This is a genomic window from Stenotrophomonas sp. STEN240, from assembly GCF_056756175.1.
In genome coordinates this window covers 14,819-34,010 of the sequence record NZ_JBRRBO010000004.1, presented here as the reverse complement: position 1 = coordinate 34,010, position 19,192 = coordinate 14,819, and the positions used below count along the sequence as shown (strand labels likewise).

Below are 19,192 nucleotides of genomic sequence, written 5' to 3'. Positions count from 1 at the left end.
TCTTGCGGTAGAGTTGCAGGGTGTTCAATTTGACGACCAAGCGTTCCCTTTCTTCCGCTCGCCGCTGGTGGCGATGGTGGCCCGTTGCCGTCGTCCGTACCGCCACCGTCGATTCCCGGAAGGAAAGCCGTCTTGATCACGCAAGAGCAGTTCCAGCAGCTGGCCGCTGAAGGCCACGCCGCACACCCGCATAATTTCGTACCCGTCGTCCGCGAAGTGCTGTCCGACCTGGACACGCCGCTTTCGGTCTATCTGAAGCTCGCCGACGGCCCGTATACCTACCTGTTTGAATCGGTCGAAGGCGGCGAACGCTTCGGGCGTTATTCCATCATCGGCATGCCGGCACGTCGCATCTACAGCTTCCGCGGGCATACGTTGGAAGTCAGCGAGCTGGGCGAAGTGGTCGAGCGCCGCGAAGTGGCCGATCCGCTGGCCGAGGTGGAAGTGCTGCGCAAGCAGTACTCGGTGCCGCAGCTGGACGGCCTGCCGGGCTTTACCGGTGGCCTGGTCGGCTGGTTCGGTTTCGAGTGCATCCAGTACATCGAGCCGCACCTGGGCGCGGGCGACAAGCCTGACGAACTGGGCACGCCCGACATCCTGCTGATGCTGTCCGAAGAGCTGGCAGTATTCGACAACCTCAAGGGCCGTCTTTACCTGATCGTGCACGCCGATCCGGCGCAGCCGCAGGCCTGGGCACGCGCCAACCGTCGCCTCGATGAGCTGGCCCATCGCCTGCGCCAGGGCGGTGCCGGTTACCCGCAGTCGCAGGTATCCGATGCCATCGACGAGCAGGATTTCCAATCCTCGTTCACCCGCGAGGAATACCACGCGGTGGTGCGCAAGGCGCAGGAATACGTGCGTGCCGGCGACATCTTCCAAGTAGTCCCGAGCCAGCGCTTGCGCGTGCCGTTCCGTGCGCGGCCTATCGATGTGTACCGCGCGCTGCGTGCGTTGAACCCGTCGCCGTACATGTATTTCATCGATGTCGGCGGCACCCAGGTGGTCGGCTCCTCGCCGGAAATCCTGGCGCGGCTGCGCGATGGCATCGTCACCGTGCGCCCCATCGCCGGTACCCGCCCGCGCGGTGCTACGCCGGAGCTGGACAAGGCGCTGGAAGTCGAATTGCTGGCCGATCCCAAGGAGCGCGCCGAGCACGTGATGCTCATTGATCTTGGCCGCAACGATGTCGGCCGTGTCGCTGAACCGGGCTCGGTCAAGGTTGGCGAGCAGTTCGTGATCGAGCGTTACAGCCATGTCATGCATATCGTCAGCGAAGTCACCGGCACCTTGAAGGCTGGGCTGAGCTATAGCGACGTGATGCGCGCGACCTTCCCGGCCGGCACCGTCAGCGGTGCACCGAAAATCCGTGCGCTGGAAATCATCCGCGAGCTGGAGCCGGTCAAGCGCAACGTCTATTCCGGCGCGGTCGGTTACATCGGTTGGAACGGCGATGCCGATACCGCCATCGCCATCCGCACGGCGGTGATCCAGGACGGTTACCTGTACGTGCAGGCCGGCGGCGGCGTGGTTTACGACTCTGATCCGGATGCCGAATGGCAGGAAACCATGAACAAGGGCCGCGCGCTGTTCCGTGCGGTGGCGCAGGCGGCGAAGGGGCTGTAACTGGCCCCCGACTGCACCGTAGTGATCTCACCGTTGTTCTTTTCACCCTGACAAGGAGTGCCGCATGAAGCTGTCGAACATGTTGCTGTGGTCATCGTTGTTGCTGGCTGTCGCTCCGCAGGCATGGGGGCAGGCCAACAGCCTTCCGTCGCAGCCACATCTGCTGGTGAAAGGTCAGGCGCAGCGGGAAGTTGTGCCGGATCAATTCGGCATCAATGTGACTCTGCGCTCGATTGACAAGGATCCCGCCGCTGCGCGCGATCGCGCGCAAGCCAATGCGGTGCAGATACTGGCCGCATTCAAGGCGCAGCACGCCTTGCGCGACAGTGTGCAGGCGTCCGCGCTTAGTATCGCTCCCGAGTACAAGTACGAGAACAACGCGCGAGTTTTTTCCGGCACCAAGGTCGAGCGCTCCTTGTCCGCTCAGTTCACTTCGTTGGACGAGGTGCGTCGCCTGCTCGGCAATTTGAAAACCAGCGAAGAACTGCAGGTGTCGGGTATCACCACCAGCTACAAGGATGAGGCCGCAGTGCGCGCCGAGTTGAAGCGCCAAGCCGCGCAACAAACCCGTGATACGGCCCAGAAACTGGCTGATTCCTATGGCGTGCGCCTGGGTGGGCTGTACACGATTTCCGAGGTCGCTCCGAATTTCGCTTACGGCGTTCAAGCGGGGACATGGCCGGGGTCGCACGGGTCCGGCGGCCTTCCGGGTCCACCTGCGCCCCCCACCGACATCCAGGCAAATGCACGCGCAGCTGATGGCCTCGCCGAATCGCTGGAAGCCGGCAGCATCACTCTTTCCGAAAACGTCTACGCGATCTTCCTGATCGCCCAATGAGTTCCTGACCATGCTGTTGATGATCGACAACTACGACAGCTTCACCTTCAACCTCGTGCAATACCTGCAGATGCTGGGTGCCGAAGTGAAGGTGGTGCGCAATGACGCGATGAGCGTTGCTGAAATCGCCGCGCTGCAGCCTTCGCACATCGTGGTATCGCCCGGCCCGAAAACGCCGAACGAAGCCGGTGTGTCACTGGAGGTTATCCGCCAGCTGGGCCCGACGATTCCGGTGTTCGGCGTGTGCCTGGGCCACCAGGGAATCGGCCAGGTTTATGGCGGTGATGTGATCCGCGCCAGCAACATCATGCACGGCAAGACTTCGCCGATCCGCCATGAAGGCAAGGGCGTGTTTGCCGGCCTGCCGGACCGCTACGAGGCCACCCGTTACCACTCGCTGGTGGTGGACAAGAACACGCTGCCGTCGGTACTGGAAATCACCGCCTGGACCGAAAACCCGGACGGTTCCATGGAAGAGATCATGGGCCTGCGCCACCGCGAGTATCCGGTCGAGGGCGTGCAGTTCCATCCCGAGTCCATCCTCACCCAGCATGGTCACGCGCTGATGAAGAACTTCCTGGACCGCACATGTTGATCGAACCCAGCCAGCTGCTGCTGTTCATGCTGGCCGGCTGGTTGTTGAACCTGACGCCGGGCCCGGATGTGCTGTACATCATCAGCCGCTCGCTGCGCGGCGGCCGCCGCGCGGGGTTTGCCGCCATTGCCGGCATCAACGCAGGTTGCCTGGTGCATGTGGCGCTGGCCTCGTTTGGCCTGGGCATGTTGCTGGCGACATCGGCCATGCTGTTCACGATGATCAAGTGGATCGGCGCGGCCTATCTGTTGTGGGTAGGCGTGCGCCTGCTGCGCAACACCGGCGACTCCACCTTGCAGGCCGATATCGCGGCCAGTAGTGGCAGCGCCGGCTCGTTCTGGCAGGTGTTTGCCGGTGGCTTCCTGACCAATGTGCTGAACCCGAAAGTGGTGCTGTTCTTTCTTGCGTTCTTGCCGCAGTTCATCGCACCTTCCGTGCAGAACAAGCCGTTGGCGTTCGCGCTGCTGGGTTTGATCTTCATGGTGAATGCGCTGCCGATCAATGCCGCTTACGTGCTGGCTGCCGACCGTGTGCGCAGCAGCCGCTGGGCCGCGCGTGGCCTGCAATGGCTGGACAAGTTGGCCGGCGTGCTTTTCATTGGCTTTGGCCTGCGCCTGGCACTGAGTGCGAGGCCGACGGCATGAGCCTGGAAGATTTCCGTCTATTCGTGGTGATGCTCGGCGGCCGCCATGCGCGTGCCAACACCGAAGTGCATGACGTGGTGTTCGCCATCGGCCCCACGATCGAACAGACCTATCCGCAGCTGCGCCAGCAATGGTTCGGCGAGGCTGCCGGCCTGCATCTGGATTCGTGGATGACGGTGGATGGCGTCGAGGACTGGCAGGTGCGCCTGTCACAGGACGCGCCCGCTGCCGGTGCACCGGCGCTGTATTTCGTCAATCTCGGCGGCTACGTCGAAGGCGAATTCGGCGAGGCCCACAGCTACCTGCTGGTGGTCGCTGCCGATGTCGCCGAGGCCAAGCGCAAGGCGCTGGCACAGGCGCAAGCGCAGTGGATCATGCCGCACCGCGATGCGCTGCTGGAAGTGGACAGCTGCCTGCCGGTCGGGCCGATCGGTGGCCTGCACGTGCAGCTGCGCGGCGGCGCGCACGCTGGCATCCACAGCCAAAGCGATTACATCGTTATTTCCTGATTTCTGGAGTTGTCATGACCATCACTGCGCAGGAAGCCCTGCAACGCACCATCGAGCACCGCGAGATCTTCTTCGACGAGATGGTCGATCTGATGCGGCAGATCATGCGCGGCGAAATCTCGCCGACCATGACCTCGGCCATCCTCACCGGCCTGCGGGTCAAGAAGGAAACCGTGGGCGAGATTGCCGGCGCGGCGACGGTGATGCGCGAATTCGCGCTGCCGGTGCAGGTGGCCGACAAGACCCATCTGGTCGATATCGTCGGCACCGGTGGTGATGGCTCGCATACTTTCAACATCTCCACCTGCTCGATGTTCGTGGTGGCTGCGGCTGGCGCCAAAGTGGCCAAGCATGGCAACCGCAGTGTGTCGTCCAAGTCTGGCAGTGCCGACGCGGTGGAAGCGCTGGGTGCGGTTATCGAGCTGCAGCCGGAACAGGTGGCGCAGGCCATCGAGCAGACCGGCATCGGCTTCATGTTCGCGCCCATGCACCACCCGGCGATGAAAGTTGTCGCGCCGGTACGCCGCGAAATGGGCGTGCGCACCATCTTCAACATCCTCGGTCCGCTGACCAATCCGGTGGGCGCCACTAACATCCTGATGGGCGTGTTCCACCCGGATCTGGTCGGTATCCAGGCGCGTGTGCTGCGCGAGCTGGGCGCCGAGCGTGCGCTGGTGGTGTGGGGCCGCGACAACATGGACGAGATTTCGCTGGGCGCGGGCACCCTGGTCGGTGAGCTGCGCGATGGCAAGGTGCGCGAATACGAGATTCATCCGGAGGATTTCGGCATCGCCATGTCGGCCAGCCGCAACCTGAAGGTTGAGAATCCTGAGGAATCCATCGCCATGCTGCGCGCGGTGCTGGACAACCAGCCGGGCCCGGCCAACGATATCGTCGCGCTCAACGCCGGCGCCGCGCTGTATGTGGCCGGCGTCGCCGACAGCATCGCCGACGGCTTGGCCCGTGCCCGCGCGGTGATTGCCGATGGCAGCGCCCGCGCGCGCATGCAGCAGTACGTTGCCACCAGCCGCAGTCTGGCCGGCAATCCCTGATAATTGCCCAGTAGTCACCCGATCAACCGCGTCAGCAGCGCCCGTCTTCCAGGAAGCAGATCCATGAGCGACATCCTCAACACCATCCTCGCCCGCAAAGTGCAGGAGGTAGCCGAGCGCCGCAGCCGCGTGCCGCTGGCCGAGTTGCGGGCGCGCGTGGCCGACGCCTCACCGGTGCGCGGCTTCGCCAATGCGCTGAATGCGGCCATCGCCAACGGCGACCCGGCGGTGATCGCCGAGGTCAAGAAGGCCAGCCCGTCCAAGGGTGTGATCCGCCCGGACTTCCATCCGGCTGATATCGCGGTGAGCTACGAGCTGGGCGGTGCCAGCTGCCTGTCGGTGCTGACCGATGTGGATTTCTTCCAGGGCGCCGACCTGTACCTGCGGCAGGCGCGCGAGGCGTGCACATTGCCGGTGCTGCGCAAGGATTTCGTCATCGATCCGTACCAGGTGGTCGAGGCGCGCGTACTCGGCGCCGATTGCATCCTGCTGATCGTCTCGGCGTTGGACGACCGGCAGCTGGCCGAGCTGTCCGACCTGGCCATGCAACTGGACATGGACGTGCTGGTGGAAGTGCACGACATCGACGAACTGGAACGCGCCATCCAGGTGCCGGTGCCGCTGGTCGGCATCAACAACCGCAACCTGCGCACCTTCGAGGTGTCGCTGGACAACACCTTGTCGATGAAGGACGCGGTACCGCGTGACCGCCTGCTGGTTACCGAGAGCGGCATCATGGGCCCGGCCGACGTCAAGATCATGCGCGATGCGGGCGTCAACGCCTTCCTGGTGGGTGAGACCTTCATGCGCGTTGAAGAGCCGGGTGAGGGCCTGCGTCAGCTATTCTTCCCCGCATGACTGAGCCCTATCCGCCCCCCCGCGACGACGCGCAGCTGGTCGTCTTCGACTTCGATCACACGTTGTATGACGGTGATTCCGGCAGCCACCTGTTCGCCTGGCTGATCAAGCGCAATCCGCTGCGGTTGCTGGCGGCCATCCTCGCCACGCCGTTGCTGGGGCCGCTGGTCGCGCTGCTGCCGACGCGCCGTTTCGGTATTTCCGGTTATGTCTGGATCGCCACCTTCGGCTTGCATCAGGCGCGTGAGTTCAACAAGGTGATCGACCAGTACGTGCTCAGGCACGAGCCGCAGATCCGCCAGCATCTGCTGCCGCATGCCCTGCAGGTATTTGCCGCGCACCGGCGTGCCGGGGACCGGGTGATCGTGGCCACTGGCGCGCCGCCGGAACTGGCCCGCGCGATCCTGGCGTTCGTGGCCGAGCAGGGCGTGCCGGTGATCGGCAGTGAAGTAGGCCCGCGTCTGGGCGCGATGGGCGCCACCCGCCACTGCCACAACGAAGAGAAGATGCGCATGCTGCGCGAACGCGGCTACGGTGACATCGCCATCGCCTATTCCGACAGCACCGCCGACCTGCCGTTGCTGCAAGCCGCCAAGGCGCCGGTGGTGGTGAACCCCAAGCATTCGCGCGTGGCCTACTTCGGCAAGGTATTGCCGGCCGGCACCCCGATCCTCAACTGGGGTTGCCCGGGGCGCGGCGGCGAGCCGCTGCCCAAGTAATCCAAAGCGGAGCAGGCAACGATCCAGTCGGAGCCGACATCCCTTCTCCCGCTTGCGGGAGAAGGTGCCCGTAGGGCGGATGAGGGCGCTCTTGACGCACCTGCAGAGCCCACCGGAGCCGACATCCCTTCTCCCGTTTACGGGAGAAGGTGCCTGAAGGGCGGATGAGGGGAGCTTTTGGAGCTTAAAAGCGCCCTCACCCCAACCCCTCTCCCCTAAACGGGAGAGGGGCTATCAGATTGCAGGCATGTGGGAATCTCCCTTCTCCCGCATGCGGGAGAAGGTGCCCGCAGGGCGGATGAGGGGAGCTTTTAAGGCTTCAAGGCAAAAGCTGCCCTCACCCCCAACCCCCGCTATGCGCCCCGGCCCTTGCGCTGGCGCAAGGTCGTTCGACGGGCAGCGAACCTGTGGTTCGCAAGCTACGCCTCACCCCGTGAACGGGAGAGGGGCTATTAAGAGCAAGATCGCCTCAAGCGCCTCAAGCCCCGCGCAGCTTCACCACCGCCATGCCGATCTGGAACAGGCTGATCGACAGCACCAGCACGCCGACGGCGATCAGCACCCAGCGCTCCTTGACCCGCTTCACCAGCAGGGCCGCCACCGGCGCGGCCATCATCCCGCCGACCAGCAGGCCGGCGACGATGGACAGGTGCTGCAGGCCCATCGACAACAGGAAGGTGGCCGAGATCGACAAGGTCACGACGAACTCGGCGGCGTTGACCGAGCCGATGGTGGTGCGTGCCTGGCCGCCACGGGCCAGCAGGGTGGAAGTGGCCACCGGCCCCCAGCCACCGCCGCCGGTGGCGTCCAGCAGGCCGGCGAAGAAGCCCAGTACCGGCACCCGCTTCACTTCCTGCGTGGCCATGAACTTGCCCGCCGCGCGCGCCAGGATGAAGATCGCCAGCACCAGCAGGTAGAGGTAGATGAAGGGGCGCACCACGTCACCGGGTAGCTGGGTCAGTACATAGGCACCGATCGCACCGCCAACGGCGCCAGGTATCGCCAGCCTTAAGAACAGGCGCTTGTCGACGTTGCCGGCGACCAGGTGCGAGACCCCGGACGCGCCCGTGGTGAACACCTCGGCGGTATGGATGCTGGCGCTGACCGCCGCTGGCGGCAGCCCCATGCTCAGCAGGACCGAGGACGAAATCAGCCCGAACGCCATGCCCAAAGCGCCGTCCACCAGCTGCGCGCCCAGGCCGATCAGGATGAACCAGTAAAATTCGCTGCCAAATTCCATTCCCCAAGCCTGCGGTCCGGGGCAGGGCAGGTCAAGGAAAGCTACATCGGCAAGTAATGAATTGAGTTGATTCCTTACGCGAATCAGCGCCAAACAGCAGCTAAGTTGCCGCTATATCCTCAATCATCGTGCTTTTAAGGGGCTGAAGCGGCGGACCCACACAGATCCTGAAAATCGATCAATTCGCAGGACGTGTTGAGATTTTGGCCGACGACAGAGTTCACAGTTTGAAGGCGTCATTTTCTGCAGCAAATGGCCGTGTCTTGTTTTGCGCAACAGGGGGATGCTGTGAACGGATGTCGGTGGAATCACTCACGTGGTGTTCGCCAAATGACGGGTACAGAGCCCCGGTGCCGTAGCCGGCGCGCCGCGGCAACACGCTTTTTCGAGTCAGGTGAACAGGGCGCTCCCTTGTAGTCCCGGTAAACGCACTGCCACTGGGAAGTTTGCGAAAGCGCCATCGGTGGGCGGCTGTGCCCACCAATGCGTCAAAGCCCCGGGTGCGCGGTGCTTGCCCGGGCTGCATGGCAGCGGGCTGTCCCGAGGTAAATCAGGCCATAGCCCCCTTTGGCAAAGGGGGCGAGGTCAGGCGCGGGGCCTTGAAGGCTGATGCGCTGGGGCCGTGCCTCAACAGTTTCGAGGCGCCGGCCCGGTCAGGCGCGTTGCTACGCGCCTGTTTGTGGCCACACGGTCTGCGGCGCCGCACAGCGGGCCGCAAACCCGCGGGCTTGCTACGTGAATACGGATCAGCGCCGGTCAGCGCGTCCCGTACAGCACGACGGTCTTGCCGCGGGCATGCAGCAGCCCGTCGGCCTGCAGCTTCTTCAATACGCGGCCGGCCATTTCCCGCGAACACCCCACCAGACGGGCGATTTCCTGGCGCGAGACGCGCAGCTGGGTGCCCTGGGGGTGGCTCATCGACTCCGGTTCCTTGGACAGATCGTGCAGGGTGCGCACGATGCGGTCGGTCACGTCCAGGAAGGCCAGGCGGCTGGCCTTGCGGCTGGTGTGCAGCAGGCGGCGGGAAATCTGCGAGCCAATGGCGTACAGCAGCTTGGGCGCATCCACTGACAGTGGGCCCAGAAACAGCTGGTGCAGCCTTTCGTAGCTGATCTCCGCCAGTTCGCAGGGGGTGCGGGTGCGGAGGATGACTTCGCGCTTGTCCGACTCTATGAACAGGCCCATTTCGCCGACGAACTCCCCGGCGCCGAAGTAGCCCAGGACCAATTCACGGTCGTCGTCCTCCTCGGCAATGATGCTGACCGAGCCGCTGATCACGTAATACATGGTTCCTGCAGGGTCACCCGGACGGAACACATCGGTGCGCGCCGGGTAGCGGCGACGGTGGCTGTGGGCCAGGAATCGGTCGATGGTAGCGATGTCCAGCGCCAGCGGGCTGGAGGCAAGACGCACGTTGGACACGGTGTTGGCGTTACCTTGGCTCATGATGGCGTTCACAGTTTGGATGAACTTGCTTAATGGGCAAGCTTAACGACGCTGAGCATAAGGGGCAAACGGGCATCACGGTGCAAGTATCACAGGGAGGAACTTTGCCCCATACTTCCGCCTTTCCCACCATCTACAGGATCGACCGCCGTGGTCAAGCCGTTGCCTCGCCTGAGGTTGCAAGGATTCAACAACCTCACCAAGGCCTTGAGCTTCAACATTTATGACGTCTGCTATGCGCGTACTGAAGAAGAGCGCCAGCGTTATATCGAGTACATCGACGAGGAATACAACGCCGATCGACTCACGCAGATCCTCACCGATGTAGCTGAAATCATCGGTGCGAACATCCTGAACATTGCGCGTCAGGATTACGACCCACAGGGTGCCTCGGTCACAATTCTCATTTCCGAGGAACCGGTGATCGACAAGAAGCAGGCCGGCAAGGAGTTGATCTCCGATGCCGTGGTCGCGCACATGGACAAGTCGCACATCACCGTGCACACCTATCCGGAAACGCACCCGCAGGAAGGTATTGCAACCTTCCGCGCCGATATCGACGTGGCTACCTGTGGCGTGATTTCGCCGTTGAAGGCGCTGAACTACCTGATCGAGAGTCTGGAATCAGACATCGTGATCATGGATTACCGCGTGCGTGGCTTCACCCGTGACGTAAAGGGCAAGAAGCACTACATCGATCACAAGATCAACTCGATCCAGAACTTCCTGGCCAAGAACATCAAGTCGCGTTACGAGATGTTCGACGTCAATGTCTATCAGGAAAATATCTTCCACACGAAGATGCACCTGCAGGACTTTGACCTGGACAAGTACCTGTTCGAAGAGAAGGCAAAGAACTTGTCCTTCAAGGAACGCATGAAGATCGAGGCACTGTTGCGCCGCGAGATCGAAGAGCTGTTCCACGGCCGCAACCTGGCCGAGTAAGCAAAACCGCGCAGGCCGGCGTGCCGGTCTGCGCAAAAACAGGCGGGACGGCCCGCCCTGCATCTGATGCAGACGTTTGCCGACGGCGGCCCGGTGTGAATTCACCGGGCCGCCGTCTTTTTTTTTGTAAAGGAAGTTGGCGATGCCCTGGATTTACCTGCTGCTTGCGGGCCTGTTCGAGATTGGATTTGCGCTGGGCCTGAAGTTCAGCGAAGGCTTTACCCGGCTCTGGCCGAGTGTGTTCACCGTGGTGTTTGCCGGCATCAGCCTATGGCTGCTGACCCAGGCGCTGCGCACGATACCGGTGGGTACCGGCTATGCGATCTGGACCGGGATTGGCGCCGTGGGCGTGGCGATCGCGGGCGTGATCCTGTTCGGTGACAGCGCCAGCTGGCCGCGCCTGCTGTGCATCGGCCTGATCGTGACCGGTGTGATCGGCCTGAAAATGGTCAGCTAGTAGTGCCGAGCCATACTCGGCAAGGGCCCTATGCAGAAGCCCTGACCATGTAGTGCCGAGCCATGCTCGGCAGGGCCTTATGCAGAAACCGTGGCCATGTAGTGCCGAGCCAATCTCGGCAGCAGCTTTCCCGGTAAAGCCACCGGCGAGCATGGCTCGGCGCAACAGGTAAGGCCCCAGCCGCGCAGGGCTCGGCGCGACATCCGGGACGCCACGGCCTTCATTGCCTTGGAGGCCAGCGCCATCACCGATGGGATCGGGAAGGGCAGCTTGCGCGCGCCCGCATGTTCGGCGTGTTCTGCGTGGCGTGCTTCGTCGATCTTCATCACCTTGAGGATCTCGCGGCTGCGCTGATCGGCCGCTGGCAGGGTTTCCAGGTGCTCGTCCAGGTGGGCTTCCACCTGGCGCTCGGTCTCCACCACGAAGCCCAGGTTCCAGCCATCGCCGCGCAGGCCGGCCAAGGTGCCGATGGTGTAGCTGCCGGCATACCAGAGCGGGTTGAACAGGCTGGGGCGGCTGTCCAGTTCGCGCAGGCGGTCCGCGCACCAGCTCAGGTGGTCGGTCTCTTCCTGCGCCGCTTCGAGCAGGTGCGCGCGCGTGGCCGGGTCGCGGGCGACCGCTGCCTGGCCGAAATACAGGCCCTGCGCGCAGACCTCGCCGACGTGGTTGATGCGCATCAGGCCGGCGGCATGACGGACCTCGGCCGGCTCCAGTACCACCTCGGGGGTGTCGCCAGCCGGGTTGGGGCGGGCGGCCGGCGGATTGCCGAACACCGTATCCAGGGCGCGCTGGGCTTCGGTCAGCAGGTGGTCCAGTGGCGTGTGTACGCGGGCGGTGATCATGGCGGGCAGTGCTGTGGGGTATGTGGCGATTCTCGCCGCTGGCCCTTGACCTGCCAAGCCACGGGCAGGTGGCCGTTCAGGGGCGCGGCTTGCGCCGGGGGCCTGCGGCCAGTACAATCCCGCCTCTTCTGTTTCACCTTCACAACGCGTGGCAAAGTTCCGGTGGTTCATCTCGCCGCAATCAGCCCGACCTACCTGAGTTCTTTATGAGCACTTTCACTGCAAAGAACGAGACCGTCCAGCGCGACTGGTACCTCGTTGACGCCGCCGGCAAGACGCTGGGTCGTCTTTCCACCGAGCTGGCTCGCCGCCTGCGTGGCAAGCACAAGCCGGTTTACACCCCGCACGTTGACACCGGTGATTACCTGGTCGTCATCAATGCCGACAAAATTACTGTTACCGGCAAGAAGCTGAAGGACAAGAAGTACCATCGCTTCACCGGTTACATCGGTAACCTGAAGACCGAAACTCTGGAGCAGGCGCTTGAGCGTCACCCGGAGCGCGTGATCGAGCACGCCGTCAAGGGCATGCTGCCGAAGGGCACGCTGGGCCGTCAGATGTACCGCAAGCTCAAAGTCTACGCCGGCACTGAGCATCCGCACGCAGCACAGCAGCCGCAGGTTCTGGATATCTAATCATGGCTATCACTCAAAACTACGGCACTGGCCGCCGCAAGTCCTCCACCGCTCGCGTGTTCCTGCGCAAGGGCACTGGCAACATCACCGTCAATGGCCGTCCGCTGGACGAGTTCTTTGGCCGTGAGACCGCACGCATGATCGTGCGTCAGCCGCTGGAACTGACCCAGAACACCGAGAGCTTTGACATTCTTGTCACTGCTGCCGGCGGCGGCACCACCGGCCAGGCCGGTGCGATCCGTCTGGGCATCGCCCGTGCGCTGGTCGAGTACGACGAAACCCTGAAGTCCGAGCTGCGCAAGGCTGGCTTCATGACCCGTGACGCTCGTGAAGTCGAGCGTAAGAAGGTCGGCCTGCACAAGGCACGTCGCGCCACCCAGTTCTCCAAGCGTTAATCGCTTCGGGGTGGGATTCTTCGGAATCCCACTGGGAAAGCAAAAGCCCGGCTTCGGCCGGGCTTTTGTCGTTTTGGGGTTGGCTGGGCGGTTTTGATTCGGCGCGCCGCTGGCCTCTCCAGTACCGGAACGCCAGACAAAAAAAAGACCCGATCTCGCGATCAGGTCTTTTTCAATATGGCAGCCCCGGAAGGATTCGAACCTCCGAATGTCTGAGTCAGAGTCAGATGCCTTACCGCTTGGCGACGGGGCTATTGTGTGTGGCAATTATCGCACATCTGGCCGGTGGGTTGGCCTGGGTGTAGCGGGATGAAACAGAAAGGGCCTGATCTTTCGATCAGGCCCTTTTGTGTCTGGCAGCCCCGGAAGGATTCGAACCTCCGAATGTCTGAGTCAGAGTCAGATGCCTTACCGCTTGGCGACGGGGCTGTAGTGCAGGTCAAACCTGCGTCCCATGGTGGCTATAGGTGGACTCGAACCACCGACCCCAGCATTATGAGTGCTGTGCTCTAACCGGCTGAGCTACATAGCCTTGGGAGCCGGTAATTCTGGTGGTGTCGCACCATTTTGTCAACAGGTTTTTCTTTGCTTGTGGCATGACAGCAGCCATGGCAGAGTCGTCGACAGTAGAAATTTTAGGAGTCCGCATCGTGATCGATCCGGACGGCTATCGACCGAACGTCGGCATTGTGCTGATGCGGGAAGACGGGCAGGTGTTCTGGGCACGACGTGTGCGCCGGGATGGCTGGCAGTTCCCGCAAGGTGGCATGAATACCGACGAAACCCCGGTCGAGGCCATGTATCGCGAATTGCAGGAAGAAACCGGCCTGCTGCCTGAACACGTTGAAGTCCTGGGGGCGACCCCCGGTTGGCTTCGCTACCGCCTGCCTACGCGGGCCATCCGGCACACCGAAAAACAGGTCTGCATCGGCCAGAAGCAGGTCTGGTTCCTGCTGCGCCTGACCGGTGACGAGGCGCATGTGCGTCTGGATGAAACCGATACGCCGGAGTTCGATCACTGGCGTTGGGTGGACTTCTGGTACCCGGTGGAACATGTGGTGATCTTCAAGCGTGGCGTCTATGCACGCGCCCTGCGCCACCTGGCGCCGTTGGCGCGGGGTATCGCCGGGCAGGGCGTGCAGGCGATGCCAGCGGCCGCACAGGAGGCGTGGATGCCTGGCAGCAGTGCCGGCCATGAGCGCCCGCGCAAGCGACCGCGGCGGCCTGGCGTGTGGCGCGGCAAGAAGATTAATAATGATTAACGCCCGAAATTGACAACCATTCGCATTTGCGATTGAATGCTGACACGGCCGATACGTGCCGGGTTCAGGGGCGTCAAGCCGTGTACGTTTGCATCTGCACTGGGGTTACCGATCATCAGATCCGTGAAGCCGCGCTTGCCGGCTGCGACAGCGTGTCCGAGCTGACCATGCGTACCGGTTGCGGCTCCAATTGCGGGTCCTGCCTGGACATGGCCGCCGGCCTGCTGGAGCAGGCACGCGCCAGCCGCGAACTGCCCCTGCCATTGCTGCGGGCGGCCTGAGCCGGCCTTGCCGCCAGCGCCAACAGCGCTGGCTAATGATCACGATTCGCGTTCCTTCATTGTCTGCCGGCAAACGGTAAAGTGCGCTGGTTCCAATAGTCGGAGTCAGCGCCATGAAAGGCGACGCCAAGGTCATCGAATTTCTCAACAAGGTCCTCTACAACGAGTTGACCGCCATCAACCAGTACTTCCTGCACGCCAAGATGCTGAAGAACTGGGGTTTGAACGAGCTGGCCGAACACGAATACAAGGAATCGATCGACGAGATGAAGCACGCCGATGTGCTTTCCGATCGCATTCTGTTCCTTGAAGGCCTGCCCAACTTCCAGGCGCTGGGCAAGCTGCGCATCGGCGAAAACCCCACCGAAATCCTCAAGTGCGATCTGGCGCTGGAGAACGAAGCGGCGGCGGTGCTGCGCGACGCCGTGGCCTATGCCGAATCGACCAGCGATTACGTCAGCCGCGAGCTGTTCGTGAAGATCCTCGATTCGGAGGAAGAGCACATCGATTGGCTGGAAACCCAGCTCGATCTGATCGCGCGCATCGGCGAGCCGAACTACCTGCTCACCAAGCTGGAAGACTGATCGCGCAGCAGCGCGATCAGTACGCGGCCGGGGCCTGCCCGCGCTGACTGGCTTGATAGTCGGTCAGCGCCAGCCGCGCACGCCCGAACTCGGCCACTATCAAGGCCACCATCACTGTTGGTCGCTCCAGGGTGCCGGTGCGTGCGCCGTGCTCAAGCCGGCGAGCGGCTTCGGACAGGGCCAGTACGCCGACATTGGCGCTGGAGGATTTGAGGCTGTGCGCCAGCTGCCCCAGCCGCAGCAGGTCGGGCATTACCGCAGCTTCCTGCAGGTCTCTTACCAGCTGCGGGGTTTCTTCCAGGAACACGTCGATGATGGCGTTGATTTCCTCACCGGCAATGTCAAACAGTTCGTCCAGCACGCTGCGCTCCAGCACCGAGGCGGTGATGCCATCGGTATGTGCGGTGGAGGCGGCAGCCAGTGCGTTGGCGGAGAGGTCGGCGGTGGGCATGCGGGTAACCAGATCGGTAGTTGCAGTGGATGCGGGCTTGAACGCCAGCAGGCAGGACAGAAGTTGCGGGCGTGAAATGGGCTTGGACAGATATTCGTCCATGCCGCTGTCCAGGCAGCGCTGACGGTCGCCGGCCATCGCATTGGCGGTAATGGCGATGATCGGCAGGCGCGTTTGTGCGCCGCTGCTGGCTTCATGTTCGCGCCAGCGGCCGGTGGCGGCAAAGCCGTCCAGTACCGGCATCTGGCAGTCCATCAGTACCGCGTCGTAGCGCTTGCCGTGCATCTTGTCGATGGCGATGGCGCCGTTCTCGGCGGTGTCGACCTGCGCGCCCAGTATCTTGAGCAGCTTCTGCGCGACCATCAGGTTCACCGAGTTGTCCTCGACCAGCAGTACCTGCATGCCGGCCAGGTCGGCGACTGCGGTGGCCGGGCTGGTCGTTGCCGGTGCAGCAACCGCGACTGCAGCCTGGGCCGGCGTCGCCAGCGCAGGCGCGCTGGAGGCGGCAGTTGCCCGGATTGCCTGCGGCGGTGCGGCGATATCACTGCCTTTCCACAACTGCAGTGCAGGGTCCGGACTCGGCGCCAGCTGCAGCGGTTCGGCCAGGGCGTTGCGCAGCTGCGTGTCGGGCAGTTGCCGCGGCAGCAGGGTAGCGCCGTCGCGCAATGCATCGGCTATCGGCGCGTCACCGTATAGCCACAGCACGCGCGGGCGGTTGTCTTCCATGCGCTCGACTGCGCGCTGCAGCGCTGGTGCGCTGTTGCGCAGCGGCTCCAAGTCGCCGATCAGCGCATGGAAGATGCCGGAGACGGTGGGTTTGCGCAGGCGCTCCAGCGCTTCCTGCAGGTTGTTGGCGATCACCGGCTCATAGCCCCAGTTGGGCAGCACCAGCTGCAGCCGCTGGCGCAGCCGTGGCTCGGGGGTGACTACCAGCACCTGGCGGACGTTGCGCAGGTGTTCGGGCTGGTGCAGGTCGCCGATCACTTTCAGCAGCGGGATCTCGAACCAGAAGGTCGAGCCGCGCAGCGGTTCGGATTGCACGCCGATACTGCCCTGCATCAGGTCGACGATGCGCTTGCAGATGGCCAGGCCCAGACCGGTGCCGCCGTACAGGCGGGTGGTGGAGGCATCGGCCTGGGTGAAGGCGTTGAACAGGCGCTGCGCCTGGCTGGCGTCCAGACCGATGCCGGTGTCGCGGACTTCAAAACGCAGGCGGTGCTGGGCAGCGGTTTCGCCCAGGCGCTTGACGTGGATGCTGATCTCGCCAAGTTCGGTGAACTTGATCGCGTTGACCAGCAGGTTGCCCAGCACCTGGCGCAGCCGCACCGGGTCGCCGCGCACCGACAGGCGTACCGCCGGGTCGATCTGCAGTGACAGGCGCAGGCCCTTGTGCTCGGCGGCGCGCTGCATCAGCCGCAGCATGCCGTCCAGGGTTTCGCGCAGGTTGAAGGTGGTGATTTCCAGCTCCAGCCGGTTCGCTTCCAGCTTGGAGTAATCAAGGATGTCGTCGACGATGCGGAACAGCTGCCGTGAACTGTCGGTGGCGGTGTCCAGCATGTTGCGCTGTTCCAGGCTCAGCGGGCCCTGTGCGACCAGCTCCAGCATCGGCAGGATGCCGTTCAAGGGGGTGCGGATTTCGTGGCTCATCGTGGCCAGGAATTCACCCTTGGCCAAGGTGGCGGCTTCGGCAGCCTGCTTGGCCTGCAGCAATGCCTGTTCCAGCGTGCTGTGGCCCTGCGCCGCAACCTGCAGGCGCTTGTTTTCCAGCTGCGCTTCCTCGATCCGCAGCTGCATTGCGTGGATCTGGCGCAGGTGACGGCTGGCGCAGAAGGCGGCCAGCAATGCCGCGACCGTGGCCGCCGCAGCGCAGCCAGGGACAGCCAGTGCAGGTGCTGCCGGCACAAATACCAGCGCGCCCGCAGCCGCGGCGCTGCCGGCTGCAAGCAGCGCCCAGACGCGCGAAGCCGCCGATGTGGGCGCGCTCACAGCACCGCGTTCTGGAAGTCGAAGTTGAGCTCGCTACCTGCGCGTTGCACCACATTGCCCTGGATGAAATCGATGCCCCCCATCCACATGGCTGCGGCGGCCTGCGGGTCTTCGATCTGCTGGCCGATGATCTGCAGGTTGGCGCGGTGGGCAAGATCGATCGCACCGCGCAGTTCGTCGCGCAGCTTCTGGTTGGTGTGGCTTTCGGCGTAGCGCGCGGCCATGCGCACAAAGCTCAACGGCAGCTGGGTGAGCAGTGCATTGGCTTCGGCGCTGGGCTCAAACTGGCTCAGGCAGAACTGCACCCCGGCCGGCATCAGCTGCGCGCAGAATTGCTGCAGGCTCACCGCGTGCACCAGGGCATCGGACAGGCGCACGTCGATGACCAGGCCGTTGCCGGCCACCTGGCGTTCCTGCAACGCATTGAGCAGCCATTCCGCATAGGCGCTGCGCGCCAGGCTGCGCATCGACTGGGAAAGGAACAGACGCATTGGCGGCTGTGCGAACTGGTACAGATGCAGCAGCCCCAGCGCGTGTTCGACCACCTGCTGGTCAAGGTCGGCGATGCGGCCGGCGGCCTCGGCGGCGGGAATAACCTGGCCGGCAGAAAGTAGCGTGCCATTGCTCTGGCGCAGGCGCAGCAGCACCTGGTACTGGGCGGTATCGCCGCCGGCGACGGCGACGATGGGCTGGTAGGCCAGCTCGATCTGGCCTTCCAGCAGGGCCAGGTGTTCGTTGTTGATGGCGACGTCGTTGCTTTCATAGGCGGCGATGCCGGCCGTGCTCAGCCGCGCCTGCAGGGCGGTGCGCTCCACCGCTTCCAGCGCGGCATCGGCGTCGTTGAGGTCCTGTGACAGGTGGGCATGGCCGACCACGCAGCGAAGGAACACCGATTCTTCCTCGCGTGGCGCAAACGGCTGCGCGGACAGGCCTTCGCGGACCCGCTGCGCAAGCGCCGGCACATCGGCTGCGTCCATGCCGCGGCTGAGCAGCAGGAAGCTGTTGTCATTGAGCCGGGCCAGCAGATGCGGGCGCAGGTTCTCGGCCAGGCGCTGCCCGGCCTGCACCATCAAGCGCTCGTAGCTGGCGTAGCCATAGCGCTCACGCAGGCCCAGCGCGCTGGCGATCTCGATGAACAGCAGCCCGGCCGCTTGTCGCTCGGCGATAGCGGCGTGCAGCTGCTGCATCACGTTGTGGCGGGTTGGCAGGCCGGTTTCGGGGTTGTTCAACAGCGGGCCGGCCTCGACCTTGCCCAGCGGCTGCATGCGGTTGCGGCGGATGCGGTTGGCAACGGCGGCGACCAGATGGCGCGGGCGGATCGGTTTGACCAGCACGTCGTCGGCGCCGCAGTCGAGCACTTCAAACTGGCGGTCGGGGTCGGCCTCACCGGTGAGGAATACGATCGGCAGCAGCTGCTGGTGCGGCTGCTGGCGGATCATCGCGGTCAGCCGCATGCCGTCCAGCCCGGGCATGTGCAGATCCATCAGGATGAGGTCGGGGCGGTGTTCGCTGATGGCCTGCTGCACGCCTTCCACGTCCATCTGCACGAAGGCCTGCATGCCGGCGCCGTGCAGCACGCTCTGCGCAAACAGCGCCTGCGAGCGGTTGTCCTCGACGATCAGCACCCGGTACGGGGTGTCATCGCCGACATCGCTGGCCAGCGCCGCCGCGCCGCTGTCCTGGCCGGTCTTGAGCTGCGCCTGCACCGCCTCGGTAGGCGGCGCGTTGCGCACGCTCCAGCGCTGCGAGTAATCGGCAGGAGGAGTTTCCGCGCGTAGCGGGCGGGCAGATGCGGTGAGTGTGTCGGTGCTGGCCATCAGGGGATTATGG

General features: G+C 63.8%; 19 protein-coding genes, 3 tRNA genes and 1 pseudogene. 15 read left to right on the top strand and 8 right to left on the bottom strand.

Annotated features, from left to right (window positions below):
* Positions 1-132 precede the first annotated feature (132 nt).
* The 8 genes from trpE (at position 133) to ACVOKO_RS02775 (ending at position 6,838) form a co-directional block, all read left to right on the top strand.
* Positions 133-1,623 carry an anthranilate synthase component I gene (trpE, locus tag ACVOKO_RS02810; RefSeq protein ID WP_346497067.1) on the top strand — a complete coding sequence of 497 codons (1,491 nt, stop codon included), beginning with the start codon at positions 133-135 and terminating at the stop codon, positions 1,621-1,623.
* A gap of 70 nt (positions 1,624-1,693) precedes the next feature.
* A complete protein-coding gene (locus tag ACVOKO_RS02805) occupies positions 1,694-2,461 on the top strand; it encodes an SIMPL domain-containing protein (RefSeq protein ID WP_430980703.1) in 768 nt (255 codons plus the stop codon).
* Positions 2,462-2,471: 10 nt separating this feature from the next.
* Positions 2,472-3,056 (top strand): anthranilate synthase component II, encoded by a 585-nt coding sequence (locus ACVOKO_RS02800; protein ID WP_346497063.1) that lies wholly within the window; start codon positions 2,472-2,474, stop codon positions 3,054-3,056.
* A complete protein-coding gene (locus tag ACVOKO_RS02795) occupies positions 3,050-3,700 on the top strand; it encodes a LysE family translocator (RefSeq protein ID WP_346497061.1) in 651 nt (216 codons plus the stop codon). The genes ACVOKO_RS02800 and ACVOKO_RS02795 overlap by 7 nt, the downstream gene beginning before the upstream one ends.
* The gene (locus ACVOKO_RS02790; RefSeq protein ID WP_346497059.1) at positions 3,697-4,209 is read left to right on the top strand and encodes a DUF1543 domain-containing protein; all 513 of its coding nucleotides are present in this window, start codon (positions 3,697-3,699) and stop codon (positions 4,207-4,209) included. Before ACVOKO_RS02795 ends, ACVOKO_RS02790 begins: the two co-directional genes overlap by 4 nt.
* A gap of 14 nt (positions 4,210-4,223) precedes the next feature.
* The gene (gene trpD, locus ACVOKO_RS02785; RefSeq protein ID WP_346497057.1) at positions 4,224-5,261 is read left to right on the top strand and encodes an anthranilate phosphoribosyltransferase; all 1,038 of its coding nucleotides are present in this window, start codon (positions 4,224-4,226) and stop codon (positions 5,259-5,261) included.
* Positions 5,262-5,324: 63 nt separating this feature from the next.
* Positions 5,325-6,119 (top strand): indole-3-glycerol phosphate synthase TrpC, encoded by a 795-nt coding sequence (gene trpC / locus ACVOKO_RS02780; RefSeq protein WP_346497055.1) that lies wholly within the window; start codon positions 5,325-5,327, stop codon positions 6,117-6,119.
* A complete protein-coding gene (locus ACVOKO_RS02775) occupies positions 6,116-6,838 on the top strand; it encodes a haloacid dehalogenase-like hydrolase (protein ID WP_346497053.1) in 723 nt (240 codons plus the stop codon). The genes trpC and ACVOKO_RS02775 overlap by 4 nt, the downstream gene beginning before the upstream one ends.
* 478 nt (positions 6,839-7,316) lie before the next feature.
* Here ACVOKO_RS02775 and ACVOKO_RS02770 read toward each other — a convergent pair whose 3' ends face one another.
* Both ACVOKO_RS02770 and crp read right to left on the bottom strand, forming a co-directional pair.
* Positions 7,317-8,078, bottom strand: a complete 762-nt coding sequence (locus ACVOKO_RS02770; protein WP_346497051.1) for a sulfite exporter TauE/SafE family protein — start codon at positions 8,076-8,078, stop codon at positions 7,317-7,319.
* Between the two features lie 756 nt (positions 8,079-8,834).
* Positions 8,835-9,524, bottom strand: a complete 690-nt coding sequence (gene crp / locus ACVOKO_RS02765) for a cAMP-activated global transcriptional regulator CRP (protein WP_346497049.1) — start codon at positions 9,522-9,524, stop codon at positions 8,835-8,837.
* 150 nt (positions 9,525-9,674) lie between these two features.
* Between crp and speD the strand changes: the two genes are divergently transcribed.
* Positions 9,675-10,469, top strand: coding sequence for an adenosylmethionine decarboxylase (gene speD / locus ACVOKO_RS02760; RefSeq protein ID WP_057626430.1), 795 nt, complete (start codon positions 9,675-9,677; stop codon positions 10,467-10,469).
* A gap of 142 nt (positions 10,470-10,611) precedes the next feature.
* The gene (locus ACVOKO_RS02755) at positions 10,612-10,926 is read left to right on the top strand and encodes a DMT family transporter (protein ID WP_057626429.1); all 315 of its coding nucleotides are present in this window, start codon (positions 10,612-10,614) and stop codon (positions 10,924-10,926) included.
* 200 nt (positions 10,927-11,126) lie between these two features.
* Here ACVOKO_RS02755 and coq7 read toward each other — a convergent pair.
* Positions 11,127-11,768, bottom strand: a pseudogene (coq7, locus tag ACVOKO_RS02750) (2-polyprenyl-3-methyl-6-methoxy-1,4-benzoquinone monooxygenase); the annotation flags it as partial.
* 206 nt (positions 11,769-11,974) lie between these two features.
* Here coq7 and rplM point away from each other — a divergent pair.
* The gene (rplM, locus tag ACVOKO_RS02745; protein ID WP_346497047.1) at positions 11,975-12,403 is read left to right on the top strand and encodes a 50S ribosomal protein L13; all 429 of its coding nucleotides are present in this window, start codon (positions 11,975-11,977) and stop codon (positions 12,401-12,403) included.
* A gap of 2 nt (positions 12,404-12,405) precedes the next feature.
* Positions 12,406-12,798 carry a 30S ribosomal protein S9 gene (gene rpsI, locus ACVOKO_RS02740; RefSeq protein ID WP_057626426.1) on the top strand — a complete coding sequence of 131 codons (393 nt, stop codon included), beginning with the start codon at positions 12,406-12,408 and terminating at the stop codon, positions 12,796-12,798.
* Positions 12,799-12,976: 178 nt separating this feature from the next.
* On the opposite strand, the gene ACVOKO_RS02735 is transcribed toward rpsI, so the two are convergent.
* The 3 genes from ACVOKO_RS02735 to ACVOKO_RS02725 form a co-directional block, all read right to left on the bottom strand.
* A tRNA-Gln gene (locus ACVOKO_RS02735) sits at positions 12,977-13,051 on the bottom strand.
* Positions 13,052-13,152: 101 nt separating this feature from the next.
* Positions 13,153-13,227 (bottom strand) — tRNA-Gln (locus ACVOKO_RS02730).
* Between the two features lie 26 nt (positions 13,228-13,253).
* Positions 13,254-13,330 (bottom strand) — tRNA-Met (locus ACVOKO_RS02725).
* A gap of 118 nt (positions 13,331-13,448) precedes the next feature.
* Here ACVOKO_RS02725 and ACVOKO_RS02720 point away from each other — a divergent pair.
* From ACVOKO_RS02720 to bfr, 3 genes are all read left to right on the top strand, one after another.
* Entirely contained in the window at positions 13,449-14,060 is a 612-nt protein-coding gene (locus ACVOKO_RS02720; RefSeq protein WP_057626425.1) for an RNA pyrophosphohydrolase, read from the top strand.
* Between the two features lie 80 nt (positions 14,061-14,140).
* Positions 14,141-14,341: a (2Fe-2S)-binding protein gene (locus ACVOKO_RS02715; protein WP_057626424.1), complete on the top strand. Its 201-nt coding sequence runs from the start codon at positions 14,141-14,143 to the stop codon at positions 14,339-14,341.
* A 113-nt stretch (positions 14,342-14,454) separates the two neighbouring features.
* Entirely contained in the window at positions 14,455-14,925 is a 471-nt protein-coding gene (gene bfr, locus ACVOKO_RS02710) for a bacterioferritin (protein WP_346497044.1), read from the top strand.
* Between the two features lie 16 nt (positions 14,926-14,941).
* Here the strand turns inward: bfr and ACVOKO_RS02705 are convergent, their stop codons facing one another.
* A complete protein-coding gene (locus ACVOKO_RS02705) occupies positions 14,942-17,362 on the bottom strand; it encodes a hybrid sensor histidine kinase/response regulator (RefSeq protein WP_346497042.1) in 2,421 nt (806 codons plus the stop codon).
* Positions 17,359-19,179 carry an EAL domain-containing protein gene (locus ACVOKO_RS02700; protein WP_346497040.1) on the bottom strand — a complete coding sequence of 607 codons (1,821 nt, stop codon included), beginning with the start codon at positions 19,177-19,179 and terminating at the stop codon, positions 17,359-17,361. Before ACVOKO_RS02700 ends, ACVOKO_RS02705 begins: the two co-directional genes overlap by 4 nt.
* Positions 19,180-19,192: the final 13 nt, after the last annotated feature.